This is a genomic window from Promicromonospora citrea, from assembly GCF_013004695.1.
Lineage (GTDB): Bacteria > Actinomycetota > Actinomycetes > Actinomycetales > Cellulomonadaceae > Promicromonospora > Promicromonospora citrea.
The window spans coordinates 1-22,702 of record NZ_JABEMG010000014.1; the positions used below are offsets into that span (position 1 = coordinate 1).

The 22,702-nt window shown below is 73.9% G+C and carries 19 protein-coding genes; 10 read left to right on the forward strand and 9 right to left on the reverse strand.

The window, feature by feature from the left end:
* The 3 genes from HLB15_RS04665 to HLB15_RS04675 form a co-directional block, all read left to right on the forward strand.
* The coding region (locus tag HLB15_RS04665; RefSeq protein ID WP_171104142.1) for a carbohydrate ABC transporter permease at positions 1-908 on the forward strand (908 nt) is incomplete at its 5' end.
* Positions 908-1,753, forward strand: a complete 846-nt coding sequence (locus HLB15_RS04670; protein ID WP_171104143.1) for a carbohydrate ABC transporter permease — start codon at positions 908-910, stop codon at positions 1,751-1,753. The genes HLB15_RS04665 and HLB15_RS04670, both read left to right, overlap by 1 nt.
* Positions 1,750-3,870, forward strand: a complete 2,121-nt coding sequence (locus HLB15_RS04675; RefSeq protein ID WP_171104144.1) for a family 10 glycosylhydrolase — start codon at positions 1,750-1,752, stop codon at positions 3,868-3,870. Before HLB15_RS04670 ends, HLB15_RS04675 begins: the two co-directional genes overlap by 4 nt.
* Positions 3,871-3,994: 124 nt before the next feature.
* On the opposite strand, the gene HLB15_RS04680 is transcribed toward HLB15_RS04675, so the two are convergent.
* Together HLB15_RS04680 and HLB15_RS04685 are read right to left on the reverse strand one after the other, a co-directional pair.
* Positions 3,995-5,053, reverse strand: a complete 1,059-nt coding sequence (locus HLB15_RS04680; protein ID WP_171104145.1) for a LacI family DNA-binding transcriptional regulator — start codon at positions 5,051-5,053, stop codon at positions 3,995-3,997.
* Between the two features lie 86 nt (positions 5,054-5,139).
* Complete coding sequence (locus tag HLB15_RS04685) at positions 5,140-6,129, reverse strand: DMT family transporter (RefSeq protein ID WP_171104146.1); 990 nt, start codon at positions 6,127-6,129, stop codon at positions 5,140-5,142.
* An 82-nt stretch (positions 6,130-6,211) separates the two neighbouring features.
* Between HLB15_RS04685 and HLB15_RS04690 the strand changes: the two genes are divergently transcribed.
* Positions 6,212-7,123, forward strand: a complete 912-nt coding sequence (locus tag HLB15_RS04690) for a LysR family transcriptional regulator (protein ID WP_171104147.1) — start codon at positions 6,212-6,214, stop codon at positions 7,121-7,123.
* A 60-nt stretch (positions 7,124-7,183) separates the two neighbouring features.
* On the forward strand, positions 7,184-7,585 hold the full coding sequence (locus HLB15_RS04695; protein WP_171104148.1) for an FKBP-type peptidyl-prolyl cis-trans isomerase: 402 nt from the start codon (positions 7,184-7,186) through the stop codon (positions 7,583-7,585).
* Between the two features lie 69 nt (positions 7,586-7,654).
* Here the strand turns inward: HLB15_RS04695 and HLB15_RS04700 are convergent, their stop codons facing one another.
* From HLB15_RS04700 to HLB15_RS04710, 3 genes are all read right to left on the reverse strand, one after another.
* Positions 7,655-9,691 (reverse strand): pectate lyase-like domain-containing protein, encoded by a 2,037-nt coding sequence (locus tag HLB15_RS04700; RefSeq protein WP_171104149.1) that lies wholly within the window; start codon positions 9,689-9,691, stop codon positions 7,655-7,657.
* 155 nt (positions 9,692-9,846) lie between these two features.
* A complete protein-coding gene (locus tag HLB15_RS04705; protein WP_171104150.1) occupies positions 9,847-11,241 on the reverse strand; it encodes a class I SAM-dependent methyltransferase in 1,395 nt (464 codons plus the stop codon).
* Positions 11,238-11,639 carry a DUF5997 family protein gene (locus tag HLB15_RS04710; protein ID WP_171104151.1) on the reverse strand — a complete coding sequence of 134 codons (402 nt, stop codon included), beginning with the start codon at positions 11,637-11,639 and terminating at the stop codon, positions 11,238-11,240. Before HLB15_RS04710 ends, HLB15_RS04705 begins: the two co-directional genes overlap by 4 nt.
* Before the next feature lie 313 nt (positions 11,640-11,952).
* On the opposite strand from HLB15_RS04710, the gene HLB15_RS04715 reads away from it, so the two are divergent.
* The 3 genes from HLB15_RS04715 (at position 11,953) to HLB15_RS04725 (ending at position 14,760) form a co-directional block, all read left to right on the forward strand.
* The gene (locus tag HLB15_RS04715; RefSeq protein ID WP_171104152.1) at positions 11,953-13,014 is read left to right on the forward strand and encodes a type IV toxin-antitoxin system AbiEi family antitoxin domain-containing protein; all 1,062 of its coding nucleotides are present in this window, start codon (positions 11,953-11,955) and stop codon (positions 13,012-13,014) included.
* Positions 13,015-13,086: 72 nt separating this feature from the next.
* Positions 13,087-13,938, forward strand: coding sequence for a LysR family transcriptional regulator substrate-binding protein (locus HLB15_RS04720; protein WP_171104153.1), 852 nt, complete (start codon positions 13,087-13,089; stop codon positions 13,936-13,938).
* 144 nt (positions 13,939-14,082) lie between these two features.
* Positions 14,083-14,760, forward strand: coding sequence for an LPXTG cell wall anchor domain-containing protein (locus HLB15_RS04725; protein WP_171104154.1), 678 nt, complete (start codon positions 14,083-14,085; stop codon positions 14,758-14,760).
* A 60-nt stretch (positions 14,761-14,820) separates the two neighbouring features.
* Here the strand turns inward: HLB15_RS04725 and HLB15_RS04730 are convergent, their stop codons facing one another.
* From HLB15_RS04730 to msrA, 4 genes are all read right to left on the reverse strand, one after another.
* A complete protein-coding gene (locus tag HLB15_RS04730; RefSeq protein ID WP_171104155.1) occupies positions 14,821-16,989 on the reverse strand; it encodes an alpha-galactosidase in 2,169 nt (722 codons plus the stop codon).
* 91 nt (positions 16,990-17,080) lie between these two features.
* On the reverse strand, positions 17,081-19,573 hold the full coding sequence (locus HLB15_RS04735; protein WP_171104156.1) for a glycoside hydrolase family 2 protein: 2,493 nt from the start codon (positions 19,571-19,573) through the stop codon (positions 17,081-17,083).
* 124 nt (positions 19,574-19,697) lie between these two features.
* Positions 19,698-20,300 carry a pentapeptide repeat-containing protein gene (locus HLB15_RS04740; protein ID WP_171104157.1) on the reverse strand — a complete coding sequence of 201 codons (603 nt, stop codon included), beginning with the start codon at positions 20,298-20,300 and terminating at the stop codon, positions 19,698-19,700.
* A 116-nt stretch (positions 20,301-20,416) separates the two neighbouring features.
* Entirely contained in the window at positions 20,417-21,097 is a 681-nt protein-coding gene (msrA, locus tag HLB15_RS04745; RefSeq protein WP_171104158.1) for a peptide-methionine (S)-S-oxide reductase MsrA, read from the reverse strand.
* A gap of 169 nt (positions 21,098-21,266) precedes the next feature.
* Here msrA and HLB15_RS04750 point away from each other — a divergent pair, with 169 nt between their 5' ends.
* Entirely contained in the window at positions 21,267-22,061 is a 795-nt protein-coding gene (locus HLB15_RS04750) for a metallophosphoesterase family protein (protein ID WP_171104159.1), read from the forward strand.
* A gap of 10 nt (positions 22,062-22,071) precedes the next feature.
* Positions 22,072-22,689 (forward strand): YdeI/OmpD-associated family protein, encoded by a 618-nt coding sequence (locus tag HLB15_RS04755; RefSeq protein WP_171104160.1) that lies wholly within the window; start codon positions 22,072-22,074, stop codon positions 22,687-22,689.
* Positions 22,690-22,702: the final 13 nt, after the last annotated feature.

Here is a 22,702-nt window from a genome sequence, read left to right on the forward strand (position 1 = left end):
CCGCCCCGCGCGCACCCCGCCGCGGCGGCAGCGCGCGGGGGCAGGGCCTGGTCGCCCACGTCTTCCTGCTGCCCTGGATGATCGGCATGGTCGGCGTGACGGCGGGCCCGCTCGTCGCGTCCGCCGTGCTGGCGTTCACGGACTACGACCTGCTCAGCGCGCCGCAGTTCATCGGCCTCGACAACTTCACGCGCATGGCGGGCGACGAGCGGTTCTGGGCCGCCGTCCGCGTGACCCTCGTGTACGTGCTGGTGTCGGTGCCGCTGCAGCTCGCGTTCGCGCTGTTCCTCGCCGTCGTGCTCGACAAGGGCCTGCGCGGCCTGTCGCTGTACCGCAGCGCGTTCTACCTGCCCTCCCTGCTGGGCGGCAGCGTGGCCATCGCGATCCTCTGGCGGCAGATCTTCGGCGAGGACGGCCTGGTCAACCACGTCCTGGGCTGGTTCGGTCTCGAGCTGGGCTCGTGGCTGCAGGACCCGTCGCTCGCGCTGTCCACCCTCGTGGTGCTCAACGTCTGGACGTTCGGCTCGCCCATGGTGATCTTCCTCGCCGGCCTGCGGCAGATCCCCGAGGACCTCTACGAGGCCGCGATGATCGACGGCGCCGGCCGCGTGCGGCGGTTCTGGTCGATCACGATCCCGCTGCTCACCCCGATCATCTTCCTCAACCTCATCCTGCAGATGATCGGCGCCTTCCAGGCGTTCACGCAGGCCCACGTGGTCAGCGGCGGCAGCGGCGGCCCGCTCGACTCGACGCTCTTCTACACCCTCTACATCTACCAGCGCGGCTTCGTGAACTTCGACATGGGCTACGCGTCCGCGATGGCGTGGGTGCTGCTCCTCGTCATCGCCGCCGCCACCGCCGCGAACTTCGTCGTGTCGCGGCGCTGGGTCTACTACGGAGACGAATGATGGCTGCCACGGTCCGCACCTCGAGGGGGAGCCGCCTGCTGCGGCACGCCGTCCTCCTGCTGTTCGTGCTGCTCATGATCTACCCGCTCGTGTGGATGGTCGTGAGCTCGTTCAAGCCGAGCAACCTGATCCTGTCGCAGACCGGGATCGTCCCGACCGAGGTCACCCTCGACAACTACGTCGACGGCTGGGACGCGCTCGGCTCGCCGTTCACGCTGTTCCTCGGCAACTCGCTGCTCATCGGCGTCGGCTCCGTGCTGGGCAACCTGTTCTCGTGCTCGCTCACGGCCTACGCCCTGGCGCGCCTGAACTTCCGGATGAACAAGGTGTACCTGGCGCTGACGCTCATGACGATCATGCTGCCGTTCCACGTGCTCGTGATCCCGCAGTACATCCTGTTCGCGGAGCTGGGGTGGATCAACACCTACGTCCCGCTGCTGCTGCCCAAGTTCCTGGCCACCGACGCGGTGTTCATCTTCCTCATGGTGCAGTTCATCCGGTCGCTCCCGCGCGAGCTGGACCAGGCCGCGATGATCGACGGCGCCGGGCCGTTCCGGATCTTCTGGTCCGTGATCCTGCCGCTCATGCAGCCCGCGCTCATCACCACCACCATCTTCACCTTCATCTGGACGTGGAACGACTACTTCGGCCCGCTGCTGTACCTCACCCGGACCGAGCTGTACACGGTCCCCGTGGCGCTGAAGTCGCTGGTCGACACCGAGACGACGAGTGGCATCGGCACGATGTTCGCGATGTCGCTGATCTCGCTGGTGCCGATCGTGCTGTTCTTCGTCTTCGCTCAGCGCTACATCATCAAGGGCATCGCGACGACGGGAATCAAATGACGGCTACCCGAACGGCACAGCGCACGCGGCTGGGCGGCGAGCACCGCTGGACCCAGCTCACCTTCGTGGAGAACGACCCGCTCGACTTCGACCTCGACGCGTGGGCCGACGTCATGGAACGCACGGCGTCCACGGCGGTCTGCATCAGCGCGGGCGGCTACGTGGCCTACTACCCGACGAAGGTCGGGCTCCACCACCGCAGCGTCCACCTCGGCGACCGCGACCTGCTCGGCGAGGTGGTCGACCTGGCCCGCTCGCGCGGCATGGCCGTCATGGCCCGGGTGGACCCCCACGCGGTGCACCAGGACGTCGCCGACCAGCGCCCGGAGTGGATCGCCCGCACCGAGGACGGCGCCCTGCGGGAGCACTGGGCGATGCCCGGCATCTACCTCACCGACGCGTTCGGCGGGTACAGCTGGGAGCTCACCACCGAGGTGCTGCGCGAGATCGCCCGCGAGTACGACGTCGACGCCCTGTTCGCCAACCGGTGGCAGGGCCACGGGCCCGGCTACACCGAGACGACCGAGCGCGAGTACCGCGCCGCGACCGGCCTGCCGCTGCCCCGGTCCGCCGACCCCGCCGACGGCGCGGCGTGGGCGACCTACCGCGCCTGGCGCCGGTCCCGCCTCAGCGAGCTCGTCGCCCACTGGGACCGCGCCGTGCAGGACGTCGCCCCCGACGTCCGGTTCGTGCCCAACCTCGGCTCGTTCACCGCGGCCGACCTCGAGCCGCGCGTCGCGCGCTCCGTGCCGTTCCTGCTCGTCGACCACCAGGCCAGGGGCGACGGCGAGGCGCTGTGGGCCGCCGGTCGCGACGCCAAGCGGGTGCGCGCGCTGCACCCCGGCAAGCCCGTCGGCCTCATCACCTCCGTCGGCCCCGAGTCGCACGACTTCCGGTGGAAGGACTCCGTCAACGCGGGCGTCGAGACCACCGGGTGGATCGTCGACGGGTTCGTGCACGGGGCCTTCCCCTGGTACACGAAGTTCGCCGCCCGCATCCACGACCCGCGGTGGATCCCCGCCGTCGAGCGCGCCTTCGGGCTGCACGAGGCCGTCGCCGTCGGCCGCGACGACGAGCGGCCCGTCGCCGAGACCCTCGTCTGGGACGCCGACGCGCACACCGCCTCGCGCCGTGTCCGCGACGCCGCGTCGGGCGTCTACCAGGTGCTCGTCGAGCTCGGGGTGCCGTTCGAGTACGTCGGCCCCGGGTCGCTCGGGGTGCTCGAGCGGCCGGGCGTGCGGCTCGTCGTCGTGCCCGAGGTGCCCCAGGTCCCGGCCGAGGCCGCCGACGCGCTCGCGGCCTTCGCCCGCTCCGGCGGGTCCGTGCTGCTCACCGGCGGCGGACCCGACGTCGCCGGCCGCGGCCACCTCGTCACCGAGCTGCTCGGCGTCGAGGTGGCCGAGCGGCGCGACGGCATCGTGCGCAACAACTACGTGCAGCGCGAGCCCGGCGGCCCCCTCCAGGACGGGTTCGGGGACGCGCGCCGCATCGTCGGCGGCACCCGCCTCGTCCGCTTCGGCCCCCTGCCCGACGCCGCCGAGGTGGCCTGGCGGTTCGTGCCCGACCACCCGGACCTGCCCATGGAGGAGGTCTACCCCCGGTCCGAGCCGACCGAGCCCGCCGTGTTCGGCGCACCGCTCGGCGCGGGGCGCGTCGACGTCGTCGGGTTCAACGCCACCGAGCTGTACTGGCAGGCGCTCCAGGCCGACCACCTCACCCTGCTCGGCAACGCCGTCCGGCACGGGCTGGGCGGCAGCGCCGCGGCGTCCGTGAGCGGCCCCGGTGTGCTCGACGTCGCGACCTGGGCCGGCGAGCGGTCGTTCACCGTGCTCGCCGCCAACCTCACCGACCCGATGATGATGCGCGGGCAGCGGCGGCGGGTGTCGCCGCTCGAGGGGGCGCGGGTGGAGCTCGACCTCGACCGGGTGGGGGCGCTCGCGGGGGCGGCCGGTGCTGTGCCGGATGGTGCTGTGCCGGATGGTGTGCCGGGTGCCGTGCGGGTGCAGGTGCTCGGTGACGCGGGCTGGGTGGACGCCGCGCCGGTGGCGCACGGCCGCCGGCTGGAGGTCGCGCTGCCCCCGGTCCGCGAGCTGGCGACGCTCCGCCTCACCTGGTGACGCCCCCGGGTTGATGCCCCCAGCGCCCGCTGAGATCTGGTGTTCGCGGCGAGATCTGGTCGTGCTCCACCAGATCTCGCCGTGAACACCAGATCTCGGCGCGCGGGGGATACCGGGGGCTGGGTCAGCGGGGGGCCGGGCCCGTCGAGCCGCGGACCACCAGGGCCGGGCGCTCCAGCGGGACCGGCTCCTCGACCGTCTCGCCGAGCAGCGTGAGCACCTTGGCGGCCGCCGCCCGCCCGCGCTGGAACGCGAAGCGCTGCACGGTGGTCAGGGGCGGGTCGATCCACTCGCCCAGCGTGAGGCCCTCGAAGCCGACCACCGAGATGTCGTCGGGCACGCGCAGCCCTGCGGCCTGGAGGGTGCGCATCCCCGCGATCGCCATGGTGTCCGTGCCGTACAGGATCGCGGTCGGGCGCACGGGCGCCGCCAGGAGCGCCGTCGTCTCCTCGGCCGCACGGGCGGGCGAGTACTCGACCGAGACCACGGCGTGCGGCTGCCGCCCGTGCTCGGCGAGGCGCTGGACGAAGGCCTCGCGCCGCTGCACGGGGAGCACGAAGTCCTTCGGGCCGCTGACGTACGCGATGCGCTCGTGGCCCAGCTCGACGAGGTGGTCGACGGTCTCGGCGATGCCCGCGCCCGGCGGGTCGGCGTCGACGTACTCGATCGCGCCCGGCTTCCACGGCGTGCCGACCAGCACGGCGGGCAGGCCGAGCTGGGTCATCAGCTCGGGACGGGTGTCGCCGACCATCGAGTTGGTGAGGATGATCCCGTCCATCCGCTGACGCTCGGCGAGCGTGCGGTAGAAGTGGTGCTCGTCGTGCTGCCCCGAGATGAAGACGTTGAGCAGCAGGCCGTACTCGCGCGGGCTGAGCACCGACTCGATGCCCGAGATGAAGTCCATGTTGCCGGCACCGACGCCCGGCACCTTCGAGTCGCTGCTCAGCACGAGGCCGATCGCCTGGGCGCGCGCCGTGCGCAGCGCGATCGCCGCGGCGTTGGGGCGCCAGCTGAGCTTGCGGGCGGCGTCGCGGATGCGCTCCGCGGTCGCCTCGGAGATGCGCCCGGTGCCGTTGAAGACCTTCGAGACGGCGCCCGGCGAGACCCCCGCCAGCGCCGCCACGTCGCTGATCGTCGGACGGCCGCTGCCACGCGGCTTCTGGGGCGTTCTCGGTGTCGTCATGGGGCACTCATCTCGTGCGCCATCTTACGTGGTCAATCGGTGCACCAGGCCCGGGCGAGGCCGTGGCGCACCGGTGACGGCCCCGGTCAGCGCAGCCGCAGCGTGGCCACGAGCACGCCCGTGAGGCACAGCGCGCCGCCGACCAGTGCGACGGGGGCGGGCACCTCGCCGAGGAACGCCCACGACATGAGCACGGCGAGCGGCGCGGCGGCGTACGTGGCGGCGCCGAGGCGGCCCGCGGTCGTCCGCGTGAGGGCGTAGCCCCAGGTGGCGAACGCGACGGCGGTGGGGAAGACGCCCAGGTAGACCATGCTCAGCGTGGCGGAGGTCGAGGCGGCCGACAGCTCGGCGAGCAGCGCGGGGGCGAACGGCAGGGACGCGACCGTGCCGGCGAGGCAGCCGAGCCACGTCATGGTCAGGGCGTCGACGTGGGGCAGCAGCCGCTTCTGCAGGATGGTGCTGCCCGCGTAGACCAGCGCGGCGGCCAGGCCGAGCGCGACGCTGACGCCGTCGGACGCGCCGCCCGACGTGGCCAGCGCGATGCCCGCGACGCCGACGAACGCGATGCCGATGCCGGCGAGCAGCCGGGCGGGGAAGCCCTCGCCGAGCGTGAGGCCCGCGAACACCGCGATGAGGATCGGCGCGAGGCCGACGAGGAGCGACGCGGTGCCGGCGTCCAGCGTGCGCTCGGCGGCGTTGAGCGCGAGGTTGTACAGCCCGAACCACAGCACGCCCCAGACGGCGACGCCGGCCAGCACCCGGCCGCGCGGCAGCCGGAGCCTGCCCGTGAGCCCCGCCATGACGGTGAGCGCGAGCGTGCCGACGAGGACCCGGCCGAGCGTGAGCGCGCCGGGGGAGTAGTCGAAGCCCGCCGCCCGGATGCCGATGAACGCCGAGCCCCACAGCACGACGGTGACGGCGGCGGCGAGCGGGACGAGGAGACGGCGACCGGGGGCCGGGGCCGCCGGGGCGTCGGCGGGGCCGGGGACGCGGGTGGAGGTCGTGGTCACGTCGTCCACCCTGCCCGCGGGCGACGGCGGTGTCTGGCGGGTTTCGGCCGCTGCGTTCGTGGTCATGCCCTGATCGTCGCCCCGCAGGACCGTGAAGCACCAGCGATTCTTCCTTCATCCGGATTCAGCCTCGCTGTAGGGTTGAGTCATGCTCGACGTCCACCGCCTGCGCGTCTTCCGTTCCGTCGTCGCCTCCGGGTCGATCGGCGCCGCTGCCGCCAACCTCGGGTACACGCCGTCCGCCGTCAGCCAGCACGTCTCGGCGCTCCAGCGCGAGACCGGCCTCAAGCTGCTCGCCCGGCACGGCCGCGGGATCCGCCCCACCGCGGCGGGGCACGCCCTGGCCGCGCAGGCCGACGGCGTGCTCGAGCGGCTGGGCGAGGCGGAGTCGATGATCGCCGACCTGCGCGCGGGGCGGACGGGGTCGCTCTCGCTCGCGTACTTCGCCTCGGTGGGCTCCGCGTGGCTGCCGGGCGTGGTCCGCGTGCTCACCACCCGGTTCCCGGGCGTGCGCCTCGACCTCGAGCTGGCCGAGCACATCCCCGACAAGACGGAGGACCGGGCCGACGTGCAGGTCGCCGTCGCGCAGGCCGGGTTCGACCCGGGCACCGGCTTCACGGCGCACCACCTGCTCGACGACCCGTACGTCGTCGTGCTGCCCGACGGGCACCGGTTCGCCGGGCGGGACGAGGTCGAGCTCGCCGAGCTGGCCGAGGAGTCGTGGGTGGACAACGACTTCGCGCGCGGCTGGTGCCGCCGCAACCTCCTGGAGGCGTGCACGGCGGCGGGGTTCAGCCCGACGTTCCACGTCGAGGCGCACGACTACCCGACCGCGATGGCGTTCGTCGAGGCGGGCATCGGCATGACCGTGCTGCCCGAGCTGGGCGCGGCGCACCTGCCGTCCGGCACCGTGGCCGTGCCCGTCGTGCGGCCCACCCCGGTGCGCTCGATCTACGCCGTGGTGCAGGACGCCGTGGCGCACACGCCGCCCGTGGTGGCGGCCCTGGAGGCGCTGCGCGAGGTCGCCGTCGCTTCGCGAGCCGTGCTGTCACCCGCATAGGGTTGGGGGCGTACCGGCGCCGGGAACCCCCGGTGCCCTCCCGATCGAGAGGCAATCCTCGTGACCACGCTTCCTACCGCCTCCGGCAGCTTCGGTGACAAGCCCGAGCTGACGTTCCCCGAGGGTGGCGCACCCGCCGGCCTGCAGGTCCAGGTGCTCTCCGAGGGCAACGGCCCGGTCGTCGAGTCCGGGCGCACCATCGTCGTGAACTACCTCGGCCAGACCTGGGGCGGCCACGTCTTCGACAACTCCTACGACCGCGGCACCACCATCGACTTCCCGATCGGTGTCGGTGCGGTCATCGGCGGCTGGGACAAGGGCATGGTCGGCCAGAACGTGGGCTCGCGCCTGATGCTGTCGATCCCGCCGGAGCACGGCTACGGCGCGCGCGGCGTGCCGCAGGCCGGTATCGGCGGCACGGACACCCTGGTCTTCGTCGTCGACATCGTCGCCGTCAAGTGATGTCCCGCTGAGTGCGGGATCGTCGCCCTTCGGCAGAGCGGAAGGGGCGACGATCCCGCACTCGGCGTCTCAGGAGGTGGGCGGGTACGAGACGACCTGCGGGCTGGCGAAGCCACCGACCGCCGGGTCGCCCGTGTCGTTGATCACGTGGTTGATGCCGCCCGAGCCGTTGAGGAAGACGCTCGTCATCGACCGGAAGCGCACCCCCGCCGTCCGGGGGGCCTGGATGCCCGACTCGACGCGGACATCGACGCCCTGGTTGAAGAACGAGTACACGCCCAGACCGACCGCCTCGTGCTGGGTCACGCCGTCCGCGACGCGGTACGACGCCCAGCCCGGCCGGTCGCCGTCCCGGTACGCGTCCTGCGACGGCGGGTCGTACGGGATCTCGCTCTGGTAGAAGACCGTGCGGCCGCGCTCGCCGTTCCACACGGTCTGGTTCTCCTGGTAGTGCTCGACGAACAGGCCGGTCGCCGTGACGTCGTCGCCGTTGACGACGACGCCGTGGGCGCCGGTGTTCGCGTCCCAGCCGATGCCCTGGCCGTGGTCGCCGCGCCAGGCCCAGATGTGGTCGAGCAGGGTGTGGTCGGTGTTGACCTCGATGGACGTCACGGCCTTGCCGACCCACGGGCCGCCCACGCGGACGAACACGTCGCTCAGCGTGGTCGGGTCGGACGCGTCGGCGCCCGCCCCGCCGGGCGTGCCCACGCGGACCAGCGTCTCGGACTCGGGCACGTTCGCGTCCACCGTGATCCCCGCGACGACGACGCCGGGCACGTCGCCGATCTCGAGCGCCGCCGTCCCCGCCGTCGGCGTGAGCGACGCGTAGCCGAGGCCGAGCACGACCGTGCGCGGGTTGTCGACCCGGATCGGCGCGTCGAGCTCGTACACGCCGGGCGTCAGCAGCAGGTGCTTGCCGCCCGCGACCGCCGCGTTGATCGAGGCGGCCGTGTCGGTGTCGGCGCGGGCGACGTACACGTCCTCGATGCCGATGGTGCGGCCCGACGCCGCGTCCGTGCCCCAGTCGACGCCCTGGCTGCCGGTCCGTGCGTGCGGCACGAAGACCTTGAGCTCGCCGTCGGAGGCGCGGAAGAGGAACGGCGCCTCCCGGCTCACGGGCGTGCTGTCGAGCGTGGTCTTCACGCCGCGTGCGCCGTCGCCGAGATCCTGGCCGAAGTCCGTGGCCGGGGCGCCCTCGACGCCGGAGAACACCATGTTCCAGACGCCGCCGTCCCAGGTGCCGACCTCGCTGTTGCGCGTGAACCACTGCTGCTGCGAGCCCGTGGTGATGGTGCCGGCCACGCGCGAGTTGGCCAGGTAGCCGCCCGAGGCGAACTCGCCGTACCGGCCGAACACCGTGAGGCTGCCGCGCACGTCGACGCGCCGCATCGGCGCCGCCTGCGAGACCGCCCAGCGCATCTGGTGCGGCTCGACGACGCCCGCGGGGAACGGCCGCGCGGCGTCCTCGCCGACGGGACGCTGGATCGGGTTGAACGCGAGGTTCGACATGGAGCGCCAGAACCGGGTCAGGGAGCCGGGGTCCGCGCACGCCCAGGGCTGGTCCGGGCACCCGACGACGGGCTCGACGTGCAGCGCGCCGTTGACGAGGACGTCGCCGGGCTGGGCACCGAGGCCCGCGATCGACTCGTAGTAGCCGACCTCGGCGTTCACGATGCCGGTCGCGGTGGCCGGGTCGTCCTGCCCCGCGGCGCTGCCGTACGTGCCCGGCTCGAAGAACACCTGGTGCCGGTCGAGGCTGAACTCCGCCTCGTCGTTGACCGTGTCCAGGAAGGCGTTGATCTGGTCGGTGGTCCACGTCTCGTCGATGAACGTGACGTTGGGTCCGAAGTCGGGGTCCGCGGCCTTCGGGTCGTTCTTCCCGGGCTTGCCGGGCTTGGGCTTGCCCGGGCGGGGCGTGTGCTTGCCGGGCTTGCCGGGCTGGTGCTTGCCCGCCTGCTGGCCGGGGTGGGCCGCCGGGGCCAGCGCTCTGCCGGGGCCGTCGCCGGGCGCGGCGGTGGCCGGCAGCGCCGTCACCGCGGTGCCCGCGGCGAGCGAGGCCGCGACCGCCGCGACGGCGGCACCGCGCAAGGTGGTTCGGAGTGTCATCGTCGACGTCCTTCGTGCTCGGGGCAGGCCGGCTCGCCGGTGACGGCCTGGCCGGTCGTGCTGCCGTGCGGGTGCACCCGGACGGGCGCTCCGTCAGGCTAACCGTGGTCAACTGACAGATCAGTAAGTGATTCCCGCAGCCTTCGTGCCACGGGTCAGGCGCGCGCGACGCTCCGCGTGACCGTGAACCGGCGGTTCTGCGCGACGTGCTCCGTGCGGCCGACGGCCCGCTCGAGGGCACCGCGGTAGTGCAGGCCGGTGTTGAACACGGTCCACAGCTCGCCGCCCGGGCGCAGGACGCGGCCCGCCGTGGCGAACATCCGGTGCGCCGCGTCGGTGCTCAGCGCTGCGCGGTCGTGGAACGGCGGGTTGAGCAGCACCAGGTCGGCCGAGCGGTCGGGCAGCGTCGAGCCGGCGTCGTCGCGCAGGACGGTGCCGGTGATGCCGTTGGCGGCCAGCGTCGCCCGCGTCGAGGCACAGGCAGCGGCGCTGCGGTCGGTGGCGACGACGCGGGCCCCGGGATAGCGCAGGCCGAGCACCGTGGCGAGGATGCCGGTGCCGCAGCCGAGGTCGACGGCGGTGGTGCGCTGCGCGGTGGTGGGGTGCGCGGTGGTGCGCTGCGCTGCGGTCGGGTCCGCCGTGCCGGGCCGCTGTGCCGGGCCGGTGGCCGGGCCGGTGGCCGGGCCCGTGGTGGGCAGGGTGGGCCAGCGGTCGGCCTGGGCGAGGAGGAAGCGGGTGCCCTGGTCCAGGGCCGCTCCGGCGAAGGCAGCGCCGTGGGCGACGACGGTGAGGGCGGTGCGCCGGGTCGCGTCCGCGGGGGCGCCCGCGGGCGGGGTCGCGGCACGGACGATCTCCTGATCGGTGAGCCGTGCGGTCACCGGGTAGGACGGCGCTCCGACGTCGGCCCGCGGCTCCCGGGCGATCAGCAACCGCGACTTCTGCCGGGCCAGCGACGCGCTCACGTGGCCGAACGACGCGGCGAGCACGTCGTTCATCGCGTGGGTCATGTGCTTGACGCGCCCGCCCGCGAGCAGGACGACCGCGGGGTCGGCTTCGCGCGCGACGAGCTCGGCGATCTCCGTCAGCTCCGCCAGCGACTTCGGGAGCTGCAGGAGCACGAGCCGCGCCCCGCGCACGAGCTCCGCGGACAGGTCGTCGTGGACCGTGAAGCCGAACCCGCCGCCGGCGTGGGCCGCCCGCAGCGGCTCGCTCACCAGGGCGCTGTTCGCGTCGAGCGCGGCCTCGGCCGTGAGGGCGTCCGTGTGCACGTCGACGTGCCGGACGCCCAGCGCGAGGGCGCCGATCGTGAGCGCGCCGAACCGGTCGCCGATGATGACCGCGCGGTCATCATCGGCGGTGCGCCCGGGGGCGACGTCGGCGCGGGCCGCGCCGTCCTCATCATCCGCGCCGTCCGCGCCGAGGAGCAGCGCGGCGGCCTCGTCGAGCAGCAGCCGGTCGGTCGCGTCGACGGCGACGGGGCCGTCGGCGCGTGCGCCGTCCTCGGGGAAGGGGCGCAGCAGCGCGAGGACGGCCTCGGCGGCGGGGCTCACCGCGCCGAGCGCGACTTCTTCTCCGCCGCGGTGCGGGCTGCCGCCAGCCGTTCCTCCTCGGCGCGTACCTGCACCGCGATCTCGCGCTCCCGCACGAGCCACTCCGGCGGGTCCTCGCGCAGCTCGTCGATCTGCTCGGTCGTCAGCGGCTCCGTGATGCCGCCGCGGGCCAGCCCCGCGATCGAGATGCCGAGCCGCCCGGCGACGACGGGCCGGGGGTGCGGGCCGTTGCGCCGCAGGTCGGACAGCCACTCCGGCGGGTTCGTCTCCATCTCCTCGAGCTCCGCGCGCGTGACGGGGTTCTCCTGGAACTCCCGCGGTGTGGCAGGCAGATACACGCCGAGCCGCTTGGCGGCGTTGGACGGCTTGAACCGCTGCGAGGAGAAGGAGGAGCTCATGCCCCCAGGGTACTGGCCGCCCGGATCGACCGACCGTCGACCGAGTGCAGTCTTCATCACCCCGCGGACCGTCCGCTGCAGACTGTGTCACCGACACCACGGGGATCGCGGAGCCAAGCTCTGCACTTCACGGTGGGGGCGCTCCGGCCCGGACGGCGGCGCGGCGGCGACGCGGCGGCGAGAAGAAGTCGGGGGCGGGCCGGACCGTTCCGTCGGGGGCGCAACGGACCGAGCTCGTCCACAGGCGGCGTCGTCCACAGGCGCCGGTCGGACGCCCGGCGCCGGCCACCCGTGATGCGCTCGAATTCTTCGGGTGAGCCCCGCCCCGATCCTTCCCGCCGAGCTGCTCGACCTCGCGTCCCGCCAGGAGCGGCTGGTCGGCATCACCCAGTGCCTGGACGCCGGGTTGACCCGGCAGCGCGTGCACCGTCTGGTGCGCGCGGGGTCGTGGGCACGGGTCACGCGCGGTGTGTACGACACGTGCGTCGACCCCGTGCCGCAACGGCTGCGCGACGGCCGGTACGACCACCTGCGCCGTCGGGCCGCCTGGGTCGGCCTGCTCGCGTATCCCGACGGCGTCGCGACGGGCGCGTGCGCGCTCGCGCTGCTCGGCGTCGGTGGGCTGCCCGTGCTGGTGACGCCGGAGGTGTCGCGGCCCGCGCGCATGGACGCCGGGGTGCGACCAGGTACGACGCTGCGGCGGTACGGGACGTTTCCGGTGATCAGGTGGCACGGCAGAGACGTCGCCGAGACGGCTCACGCGCTGGCGCAGGGCCTGCTGACCCTGCCGCGGGACAACGCGGTCGCCGTGCTCGGCGACGCGCTGCGCGCGGGACGCGTCCCGGATCTCGGCGAGATCGCGGCGCTGATCCGCGGTCGGCGCGGGGCGACGCGGGTGCGTCCGTGGCTGGCTCTCGTCTCGCGGCACGACGGCTCGCCGGCTGAGACGTTCGCGCGGCTCTCGCTGATCGACCACGGCGTCCCGCCCGACGGGCAGCAGATCGAGTTCTGGGCGGACGGTCGGTTCCTCGGGCGGGTCGACTTCTGCTGGGTGCTGCCCGACGGCCGCTACCTCGTGGTCGAGATCGACGGCCGGGAGTTCCACGCCGGCAGCGAGATGCTCGCGGACGACGCCGCGCGCCAGAACCGTCTCGTCGGCAGCGGTCGCCTCGTGCTCCTCCGCTTTCCCGCGCCGCGGAGCAGCGGCGACGGCGACCTCGGTCGGCAGGTCGCGGCGCACCTGGCCCGCTTCCGTCGGCGTTCCGCGTCCGCCGTCCCGCCGTCGGTCGACCTCACGACCCGGCTGTCTCCCGGTCGGAGCGTGCAGAGTTTGGTTCGGCCGATGGCGGATCTCGCGGAACGAGCTCTGCAGTAGACGGCTCGGGCGGGCTCGGGACGCGCGCACGTCGGCACTCGGTGTCGTCCCGACGGGCCGTAGCCTGGGGGCGTGACGAGTGAGCAGGCGGGCGAGAGGTTCCGGCTGGCGTACGTGCCGGGCGCGACGCCGGGGAAGTGGGCGGCGGTGTGGCGCGAGCGGCTGCCCGACGTCGAGCTCGAGCTGGTCCAGGTCGAGGCCGCCGACGTGCCGGCCACGCTCGGGTCCGGCGACGCCGACGCCGCGATCGGCCGGCTGCCCGTCGACAAGGAGGTCTACTCCGCCATCCCGCTCTACGAGGAGACGCCGGTCGTGTGCGTCTCCCGCGACCACCTGCTCGCGGCGCTCGCCGACGACGAGACCGTGACCAGCGCCGACATCGCCGACGACCCGGTCTGGGTGCCCGGTGACGACGTCCTGTTCGCCGACCGCCCGGTCCCCGGGACGGTGCCGGCCGGCCCCGACGGCACGCCGCTCGAGCGCGTGGCGACCACGGCCGACGCCGTCGCGACGGTGGCGGCGAACGTCGGGGTCGCGGTGCTGCCGATGTCGCTCGCGCGCCTGCACCGACGTAAGGACGTCACCTACCGCGTGCTCGTCGACGGGCCGACGGCGCCCGTCGGGCTGGTCTGGCCCACGGAGCGCACGACGGACCTGGTCGAGGAACTGATCGGGATCGTCCGCGGGCGCACCGTGAACAGCTCGCGCGGGCGCGGGGCCCCGGCAGCGGCGGAGAAGGTCGGTCGCGGACGGGGCGCGAGCAAAGGAGAGGACAAGAAAGCAGGTCACAGCGCCGCCGCGGCGCAACGGGACGGTCGCGGGAAGCAGGCTCGAGGGGCGAAGGGGCGTGGCCGCGGAGCCGCGCAGCGAGGTTCAGGGCCGCGCTCCGGTTCCACAGGGCAGAAAAAGGGCAAACGTCGGTAGAAGCCGAGAAAAGCCGCTGTAAGGTTTTTTGCCGCGAAACTCGAATATTGGCGATCTGCGACATTCTGGCTACGCTCCCCGGAACGCGCCCGACGACGGGCGCCCAGAAGTTCCGTCCCGTCTCCTGCCAGTAAGGAGCGCCCCGTGCGCAAGATCACCGTCTGGGGAGCGTCCGCGCTCCTCGTGGCCGGCCTCGTCGGCGCCCCGTCCGCCGCGTTCGCCGCCCCGGCCCCCGCTGCACCCGTCGCGACCACCGGTGGTGCGACCTGCCCCAAGGACGGGAAGGTCGACGTCGGCGGCGAGCAGGGCTCGGTCACCGTCACCGCGCCGGACGGCTACCTCATCACCGGCTACTGCGTGAAGGCCGGGTCCGCCAAGAACGGCGCCGGACCCGAGACCGTCACGGTGGACCCGCCGGTCGCCGAGGTGACCATCAGCCACTCGAGCGGCAAGGCGGTCAGCCACTACACGCTCGTGACCGTCGCCGCCGGGACGACGCCGAGCACGGAGCCGACGCCCCCTGCCGAGGAGCCCGCGCCGACGGCGCCCGCCGAGGAGCCCGCGCCGGTGGACGAGCCCACGGACGGCCCGGCCGCCGAGCCCGGCACTGAGCCGGTTGCTGGGCCGGTCGCTGAGCCGGTCGCCGACGAGGCCGACGGGCAGGCGCCTGCCGAGGAGGCCGCCGCCCCCGTGCCGGCCGAGGGCGAGCTCGCCGCCACCGGCGCGAGCACCGTCATCGGCTTCACGCTCATCGCGCTGGCGCTCGTGGGCGGCGGCGTGACGCTGCTCGTGCTGCGCCGCAAGGGCGTGCTCAACGGCTGAGCCGAGAGGCGACGCGGCACGAAGGCCGCCGGCGGGCACCCACCCGCCGGCGGCCTTCGCTCACGACACGGCCGTCACGTGGAGGACGAGCGCCTGCATCGGCCAGAGCGTCGGCAGCTGCAGCCCGACCCCGGTGAGCACCGCCCCGGGCATCTCGACCGCCTCCTTGCCCAGCCACCCCGGTGTGATGCCGCCGAGCCATCTCGCGGCGCCGACCTCGTCACGCACCCGCACGCTGTAGCGCCGGGCGGGGTCGAGGCCGTCGAACCGGACCCGCTCGGTGAGCGCGTCCTGCGGCGACGCCACCGTCGCCACCGTCCAGACGCCCGCGGAGCGGTCGGGGGCGACGAACCCGGTGACACGCAGCGCCGGGTCCACGGTGTCGGCGTGCACCACGGTTCCCGTGTGCACCAGGCCGCGCAGCTCCTTGTAGAGCGCCGCGTAGGCGGACACTGCGGCGAGCTCGTCCTCCGTGCACGTCAGGAGGTCCCACTCGAAGCCCGCGTGCCCCTGCAACGCGGTCGCCACACGGTAGGACAGCTCGGTGACCCGGCCTGACGAGTGCGTCGGCGACGGACCCACGTGCGCGCCGATCAGCTCCGGCGGCAGGACGAGCGACGTCCACCGCTGGATGTCGAGCCGCTCCAGCGGGTCGTTCGAGTCCGACGCCCACACCCGGTCGGTCAGCTCCAGGATCCCGAGGTCCGTGCGGGCACCGCCCGACGAGCAGGACTCGATCTCCAGGCCCGGGTGGTCCGCCTTGAGGCGGGCGATGAGCGCGTACGCGGCCAGCGTCTGCACGTGCGTGCCCGGCTGTGGCACGCCGTCGGCCCGGTGGTGCACCGGCTCGGCGAGGTCGCGGTTGTGGTCCCACTTGATGAAGTCGATGCCGAGCTGGGACACCAGCGCGGACATCTGGCCCCGCACGTGCTCCCAGGCGTCGGGGTTCGCCAGGTCGAGCACGTACTGCGTGCGGTAGGACAGCCCGTCGGGCGACGGCACGGCCGCCGTGTTCGACAGGATCCACTCGGGGTGGGCGCGGGCCAGGTCGGAGTCGAGGTTGACCATCTCCGGCTCGAACCACAGCCCGAACTCCATGCCGAGCCCGTGCACCAGGTCCGCCAGCGGGTCCAGTCCGTCGGGCCATACGTCGCGGTCCACGACCCAGTCGCCCAGTCCCGCGGTGTCGTCGCGGCGGGAGTGGAACCAGCCGTCGTCGAGCACGAAGCGTTCGACGCCCACGGAGGCGGCACGCCGCGCCAACCGCTCGAGCGTGGCAGGGGAGTGGTCGAAGTACACCGCCTCCCAGGTGTTGAGCACGAGCGGCCGCGGCGTCGTGACGTGCTGCGGACGCGCGCGCAGCCAGGTGTGGAACCGGTCGGAGACGCCGTCGAGCCCGGCGGGCGACCACGCGAAGTAGGCCACCGGGGTGCGGTACGTCTCGCCCGGCGCCAGCCGGATCTCGCCGGGGCGCAGCAGCTCGCCCGCGCCGAGCAGCGTCGTGTGCTCGGTGAGGCGGTCCACGCGGTGCGTCACGTCGGCGCTCCAGCCGAGGTGGGTCGCCCACGCCTCGCCGGTCCGGTTGCGCGGCGCGCCCGACGACGCGACCGTGACCCACGGCGCGTCGTGCCCCGACCGGCCGCGCCGCGTCTGCCGCACGGTGCTGCCGCCCGGCAGCTCGCTGGTCACCGGCACCTTCTCCCGCGACCACCGGCCCGTGAACTGCGTGAGGTGGTCGGCCGCGCGCGGCACGGGCAGCGTCGCCTCCAGCCAGTGCACGTCGAGGGTGCGCTCGCCGTCGTTGGTCAGCTCGTGGCGCAGCAGCACGAGGCCACCGGCCCCGATCTCGAGCCGGGTGCTGACCGTGAGGTCCAGCACCTCGTCGCGCGCCGTGACCCGCAGCTCGGCCGGTGCCCGCTCCGCCTCGGTCACGGCCCAGCGCGGGTAGAGCAGCACGCCGTCGGCCGCCACCTGCACGCCCGGGCGGCCCGACCAGCCGTCACCCTCCTGCGGCAGGAGGGAGGGCCGCCAGGCCGCGTCGAGGGTGCCCGGCGCCGTCTGCCTGCTCGTCGCCGCGTCCAGCGCGAGCACGTCGGCGGGGGACAGGTCCCCCAGGTCGGCGCCCCAGTGCAGCACCAGCGGCAGGCCCCGCTCGGGGTGCGACACCACGACGCTCACGCCGTCGCGGCGCAGCACCGACCAGCTCGACCCCTCGGCCAGGTTGTTCATCCGTCGTCCTCTCGCCCCCCTGGGCCACCACCGTACGTGGGGCCCCTGACATCCGGCCGCCCGGGCTCGGCCCGTCCGGACCTGCCCGGGCTCAGCCCGCCCGGACCAGGTCGTTCTCCGTGCGCAGCACCGGCCGGGCCGTCAGTGCCTCCGGGTCGAGCCCGGTACCGGTCACGTGGAACACCGCCGTCGCGCCGGCGGGCAGGTCGACGACCTGGTCGTCGACCTGTGCGGCCGGGTCGAGCCGGTCGGGCAGCAGCGTCACGCCGAGCGCGAGCGACGTCGCCGTGACCTCGACCCGGTAGCCGTCGCCGTCCGGCGTCACGGCCGTGCGGAGCGGGGCCGGGTCGAGCGCGAGGTCCTTGCTCTCGGCCCACCGGTGCAGGCCGCGCTCCCCGCCGAACGACACGGTCAGCACCTCGCGGGAGCTGTCGGCGACGGCGGCGACGTCGCCGGCGAGCGGGACGAGCGTCACCGACCTCGGCTCGACCGTCACCTCGGCGCGCGACGTCGCCAGGACCTCGCCGCCCAGCGTCGTGCGGGCCGCCTCGACGCGCCCCGTCCACGGCTCGTCGGTGTCGTTGACGAGCGCGGCCGCCAGGCCGCCGTCGCGCGGCTGGACCGTCACGAGCCGGTCGGCGAACGCGTGGCGCAGGGCGTACCAGAGCGGTTTGCGCCTGCCGTCGCCGTCGACGGCGGCCCACGAGGTCACCGGCCAGCAGTCGTTGAGCTGCCAGACGATCGCGCCTGCCGTACGCGGCCACCACGAGCGGTAGTGCTCCACGGCGTACCGGACCGCCCGCGCCTGGTTGAGCTGCGTGGCCCAGTGCCAGTCGACGAAGTCGTCGGGCACGTCCAGGTGCGGGGCCAGGCCGCGGTCGAGCTTGCCGTTGCCGTCGATCGCCTTCTGGTGCAGCAGGAAGACCTCGGAGTCCTTGAAGCCCTCCGGCACGTCAGCGCTGTCAGGAAGGACCGCGCGCCGCAGGGTGGCCCACGTCGCGGGCCCCTGGAAACCGAACTCCGACGCGAACCGCGGCACGTCGTCCCGGTAGTGCGCCCAGTCGATCCGGTTCCAGACGTCCCACTGGTGGTGCGTGCCGTGGTCCGGGTCGTTGGGGTGCCGCTCCTGCGGCGTGAAGCCGGGGGAGTACGGGGAGCCGTCGGAGTACGGCCGCGTCGGGTCGACCTCGGCCAGGACTCGCGGGAACAGCTCGTAGTAGTAGTGCTCACCCCAGGTGAGGTCGCCCAGGCGCTCCTTCCAGCCCCAGTCCTCGTGGCCCCAGATGTTCTCGTTGTTCCCGTTCCAGAGCACGAGGGAGGGGTGCGGAGCCAGCCGCGCCGCGTTCTCCCGCAGCTCGGCCTCGAGCTCGGTCCGGTGCGGCTCCTCCTCGGGGTACGCGGCGCACGCCAGCAGGACGTCCTGCCAGACCATGACGCCCTTCTCGTCGCAGACGTCGTAGAAGTCGTCGGACTCGTAGATGCCCCCGCCCCACACGCGCAGCAGGTTGAGGTGCGCGCCGCGAGCCTGGTCGACGCGCTGCTCGAGCCGTTCGCGCGTGATGCGGGTCAGCAGGTGGTCGTCCGGGATCCAGTTGGCGCCGCGGGCGAAGACCCGCTTGCCGTTGACGCGGAACACGAAGCTCGTGCCGTGCTCGTCGCGGTCGGTGACGACCTCGACGGTGCGGAACGCGACCCGGCCCGACCACGTGTCCAGCGGTGCCGAGCGGTCGGTGCCGTCGCCCTCGTACAGCGTCACCTCGATCGGGTGGAGCGGTTGGTCGCCGTGGCCGGCCGGCCACCAGAGGTCGACCTCGCCCGCGTCCACCGCGACCTCGAGCGTCCCGCCGGACCAGCCCGCAGGCACGCCGGTGGAGGCGCCGCGATCCCCGACGGCCACGTCGACGGTGAGCGGCCCGGCCTCGGCCAGCCCGGACGTCTCGATCTCGACCCGGACGTCGACCCGCCCGGTGCCGTCGTCGGCCACCGTGGCCAGGGGCGTGACGCGTGCGAGCCGCGCGACGCGCCAGCGCTGGACGCGCACGGGCTTCCACAGGCCGGCGGTCTGGAGGTCGGGGCCCCAGTCCCAGCCGAACGAGCAGGCCATCTTGCGGACCATGTTGAACGGCTGGTCGTACGCCATGGGCCGCGTCCCGATGCGCTCGGCCTCCGCCTCGGCCACGACGACGGCGGGCCGGAGGTCCACCACCAGGTCGGCCGGTGCGCCCACGAGCGAGCGGACGTCGAACCGGTAGGAGCGGTGCATGTTCGCCGTGCTGCCGAGCGCCGTGCCGCCGAGCGACAGGCTCGCCACCGTGTCGATGCCCTCGAACAGCAGGTCCACGCGCTCGTCGGGCGCGGCGGCCGGCTCGTCGAGCACCGTCGCCCACCGCCAGCCGGTGCGCCGCATCCAGGCGACCGCGGTCTCGTTGGTCCCGAGGTACGGGTCGGGGATGAGGTCCCGCTCCAGGAGCGCCGTGTGGCTGGTGCCCGGGACACGGGCGGGCACGGACACCCCCGCGAGCTCCTCCGGGACGGGGCCGTCGGTGGCGGTCAGGGTCCAGTCGGTCAGTTCGCGGCTGATCATCGTCGATCCTCGTCCCTCTGGCTCGGGTGGCTGGTCGGTGTGCGAGTCCGTGTGCGAGCGGACCGAGCATAGGCCGCCCGCGACACCCGATCGAACCGATTCCACGAACCGGTTCCCCGGGCGCTCAGCCCCGATGGACGACGACGCCGAGGGCCTCGGCGAGCACGCGCGCCTGGGCCTCGTCGACCACGGCGCCGGTGAGCGTGGCCGTGCGGGGGTCCAGCGCCGACAGGTCGCTGCCGCGCAGGTCCGCGTTCGTGAGGTCGGCATGGTCGAGGTCGGCGGCCGAGAGGTCGCAGCCCGTCAGCACGGCGCCCGACGCCGTGATCCCGGACAGGTCGGCCTCGCGCAGCCGGACGCCGTCGAACCGGGCTCCCGCCAGTGCCGCGCGGGGCAGCGCGGTGAACGACCAGTTGCCGCCGTCGACCTTCAGCAGCTCGAACCGGCAGCCGCCGAACTGCGAGCCGACGAGCTTGCAGCGCTCGAGCGTCGCGTCGAAGAACACGCACCCGTCGAACGCGCACGACGTGAACGCCACCTCGGTGAGGTGCGCGCTGTTGAAGCGCACGCCACGGAAGACGCACGAGTCGAACGTGGCGCCCGTCCCCGTCGCCTCCGTGAGGTCGACGTCGCGGAACAACGTCGCCATGTGGTCCTCGCCGGACAGGTCGCGGCCGTACCAGTCCTCGGCGGCCACGGTGATCTCCGTGGCGGGCATCCGCATCATGCGGCGACTCTACGGGCCGCCACTGACAGCCGATAGGAGCATCACGCCCGTGGCCACGCCCCCGGTGCGGGGACGTGGCCACGGGCCGGAGCGGGTCCGGGTTCAGCGAGAGGTGCTCACGCGGCGTCGGGGAACGGGACGCCCGTGGTGGCGTGGCACCGGTAGCCGTTCGGGTTCTTCGCGTCGGACAGGTACTGCTGGTGGTAGTCCTCCGCGTAGTAGAACGGGCCGGCCTCGGCGGCGGGGGCGATCTCCGTGGTGATCGCGTCGTACCCGCGGGCGCTGAGCACCTCGGCGTAGCGCTGCGCGGTCTCCTGCGCGGCCTCGGCCTGCTCCGGCGTCGTCCAGTAGACCGCCGAGCGGTACTGCGTGCCCACGTCGTTGCCCTGGCGGAAGCCCTGGGTCGGGTCGTGCCGCTCCCAGAAGATCTTGAGCAGCTCGGCCTCGCTGACCTTCTCGGGGTCGTACGCCACGAGGGCCGTCTCGGTGTGGCCGGTCCGCGCCGTGCAGACCTCGTCGTACGTCGGGTTGGGCGTCGTGCCGCCCATGTACCCGACAGCGGTGCTCACGACGCCGGGGACCTGCCAGTAGATCTCCTCGGCGCCCCAGAAGCAGCCCATCGCGAGGTACAGGACGCGGGTGCCGGGCTCCCACGGCCCCGTGATCGACGACCCGAGCACCGTGTGCGGGCGCGGGGCCTGCAGCACCGGGGCGGAGCGGCCGGGCAGCGCGTCCTCCGGCGCCACCATCGTGGTCTTGCCGGAGTACGAGCCGAAGAGGGAGTTCAGGAACGTCATCGAACACACATCCTTTGGTTCTGTTCCGTGCGGTGGCACGTCTCGTCCAGCACAACACCGGCGGAGCGGGGGGTGTTCCGTCCGTACCTCCAGCATGACGCACGGCACAGCGCTCTGCCGTCGGCAGAAGCGGGTGGCGCGCCGCCGCGGCGGGCGCCAGGCTCGGGGCATGAGCGAGACCGGTGACGCGCAGGTGCGGACGGTCGCCGTCCTGTCCGACGTGCACGGCGTGCTGCCCGTGCTCGACGCCGTGCTCGCCGAGCCCGACGTCGCCGCCGCGGACCGGGTGGTCGTCACCGGCGACCACGCGGCCGGACCGCAGCCGGTGGAGGTGCTCGACCGGCTGCGCGCCCTCGGCGACCGGGCCCTGCTGGTGCGCGGCAACGCCGACCGCGAGCTCGTCACGCTGGCCCGTGGCGGCACGGCCGACGTCCCCGACCCCGTCGCCGCGTGGGCGGCCGCCCGCCTGCGGCCCGACGACGTCGCGCTGCTCGCCGCCCTGCCGTACCCCGCCGAGCTGACCGTGCGCGGGTTCGGCCGCGTCGTCTTCTGCCACGCCACGCCGCGCGACGACGAGGAGGTGGTGCTCGTCGACTCGTCGCTCGAGCGCTGGGCCGAGGTGCTCGGCGGGCTCGACGCCGACGTCACGACGGTGGTCCTCGGCCACACCCACATGCCGTTCGTCCGCCTCGTCGACCGCAGGCTGTGCGTCAACCCCGGCAGCGTCGGCATGCCGTACGGCCGCGCCGGCGGCTCGTGGGCGCTGCTGCGCGACGGCCAGGTCGAGCTGCGGCACACGCCGGTCGACGTCGAGGCCGCGGTCGCCGCCGTGACGGCGGGCAGCACCTACCCGGACGCCGCTGCGTGGGCGCGCGAGTACGTGACGTCCGCGAACAGCGACGCCGACGCGCTGCGGGCGTTCGCGCCGCGCGACGGGCGGCGGGATGTCAGTGGCCCCGCGTAGCGTGCCGTCCATGGCGCAGCGAGAACCCGCAGCAGGCACCGACCCCGAGATGCTGGTCCCCGACGTCGCGGCGTGGCGGGCCTGGCTGGACGCGCACGAGTCGACGTCGGACGGGGTCTGGCTGATCCTCGCGCGCAAGGGCAAGGACGCCCCGACGGCGCTCGGCTACGACGCGGCGCTGGAGGAGGCGCTGTGCAGCGGCTGGATCGACGCGCAGGGACGCAGCCGCGACGACGTGACGACCCTGCAGCGGTTCTGCCCGCGCCGCCCGCGCGGCCGCTGGTCGGCGCGCAACGTGCGCATCGTCGACCGCCTGGTCGCCGAGGGCCGCATGCGCCCGCGCGGTCAGGAGGAGATCGACCGGGCCAAGGCCGACGGGCGCTGGGACGTGGCCTACGAGGGCAGCGCGAACATCCAGGTGCCGCCCGACCTGGCCGAGGCGCTCGCGGCGAGCCCGCGCGCGGCGGAGATGTTCGGGATCCTCACGGCGCAGAACCGGTACGCGATCCTCCTGCGCATCACCGGCGTCAAGAGACCCGAGACCCGGGCGCGGAACATCGAGCGGTACGTGGCGATGCTGGAGCGCGGGGAGACGCCGCACCCGCAGAAGCGCAGGCTGGAGGCCTGACCGATCTGTCGGG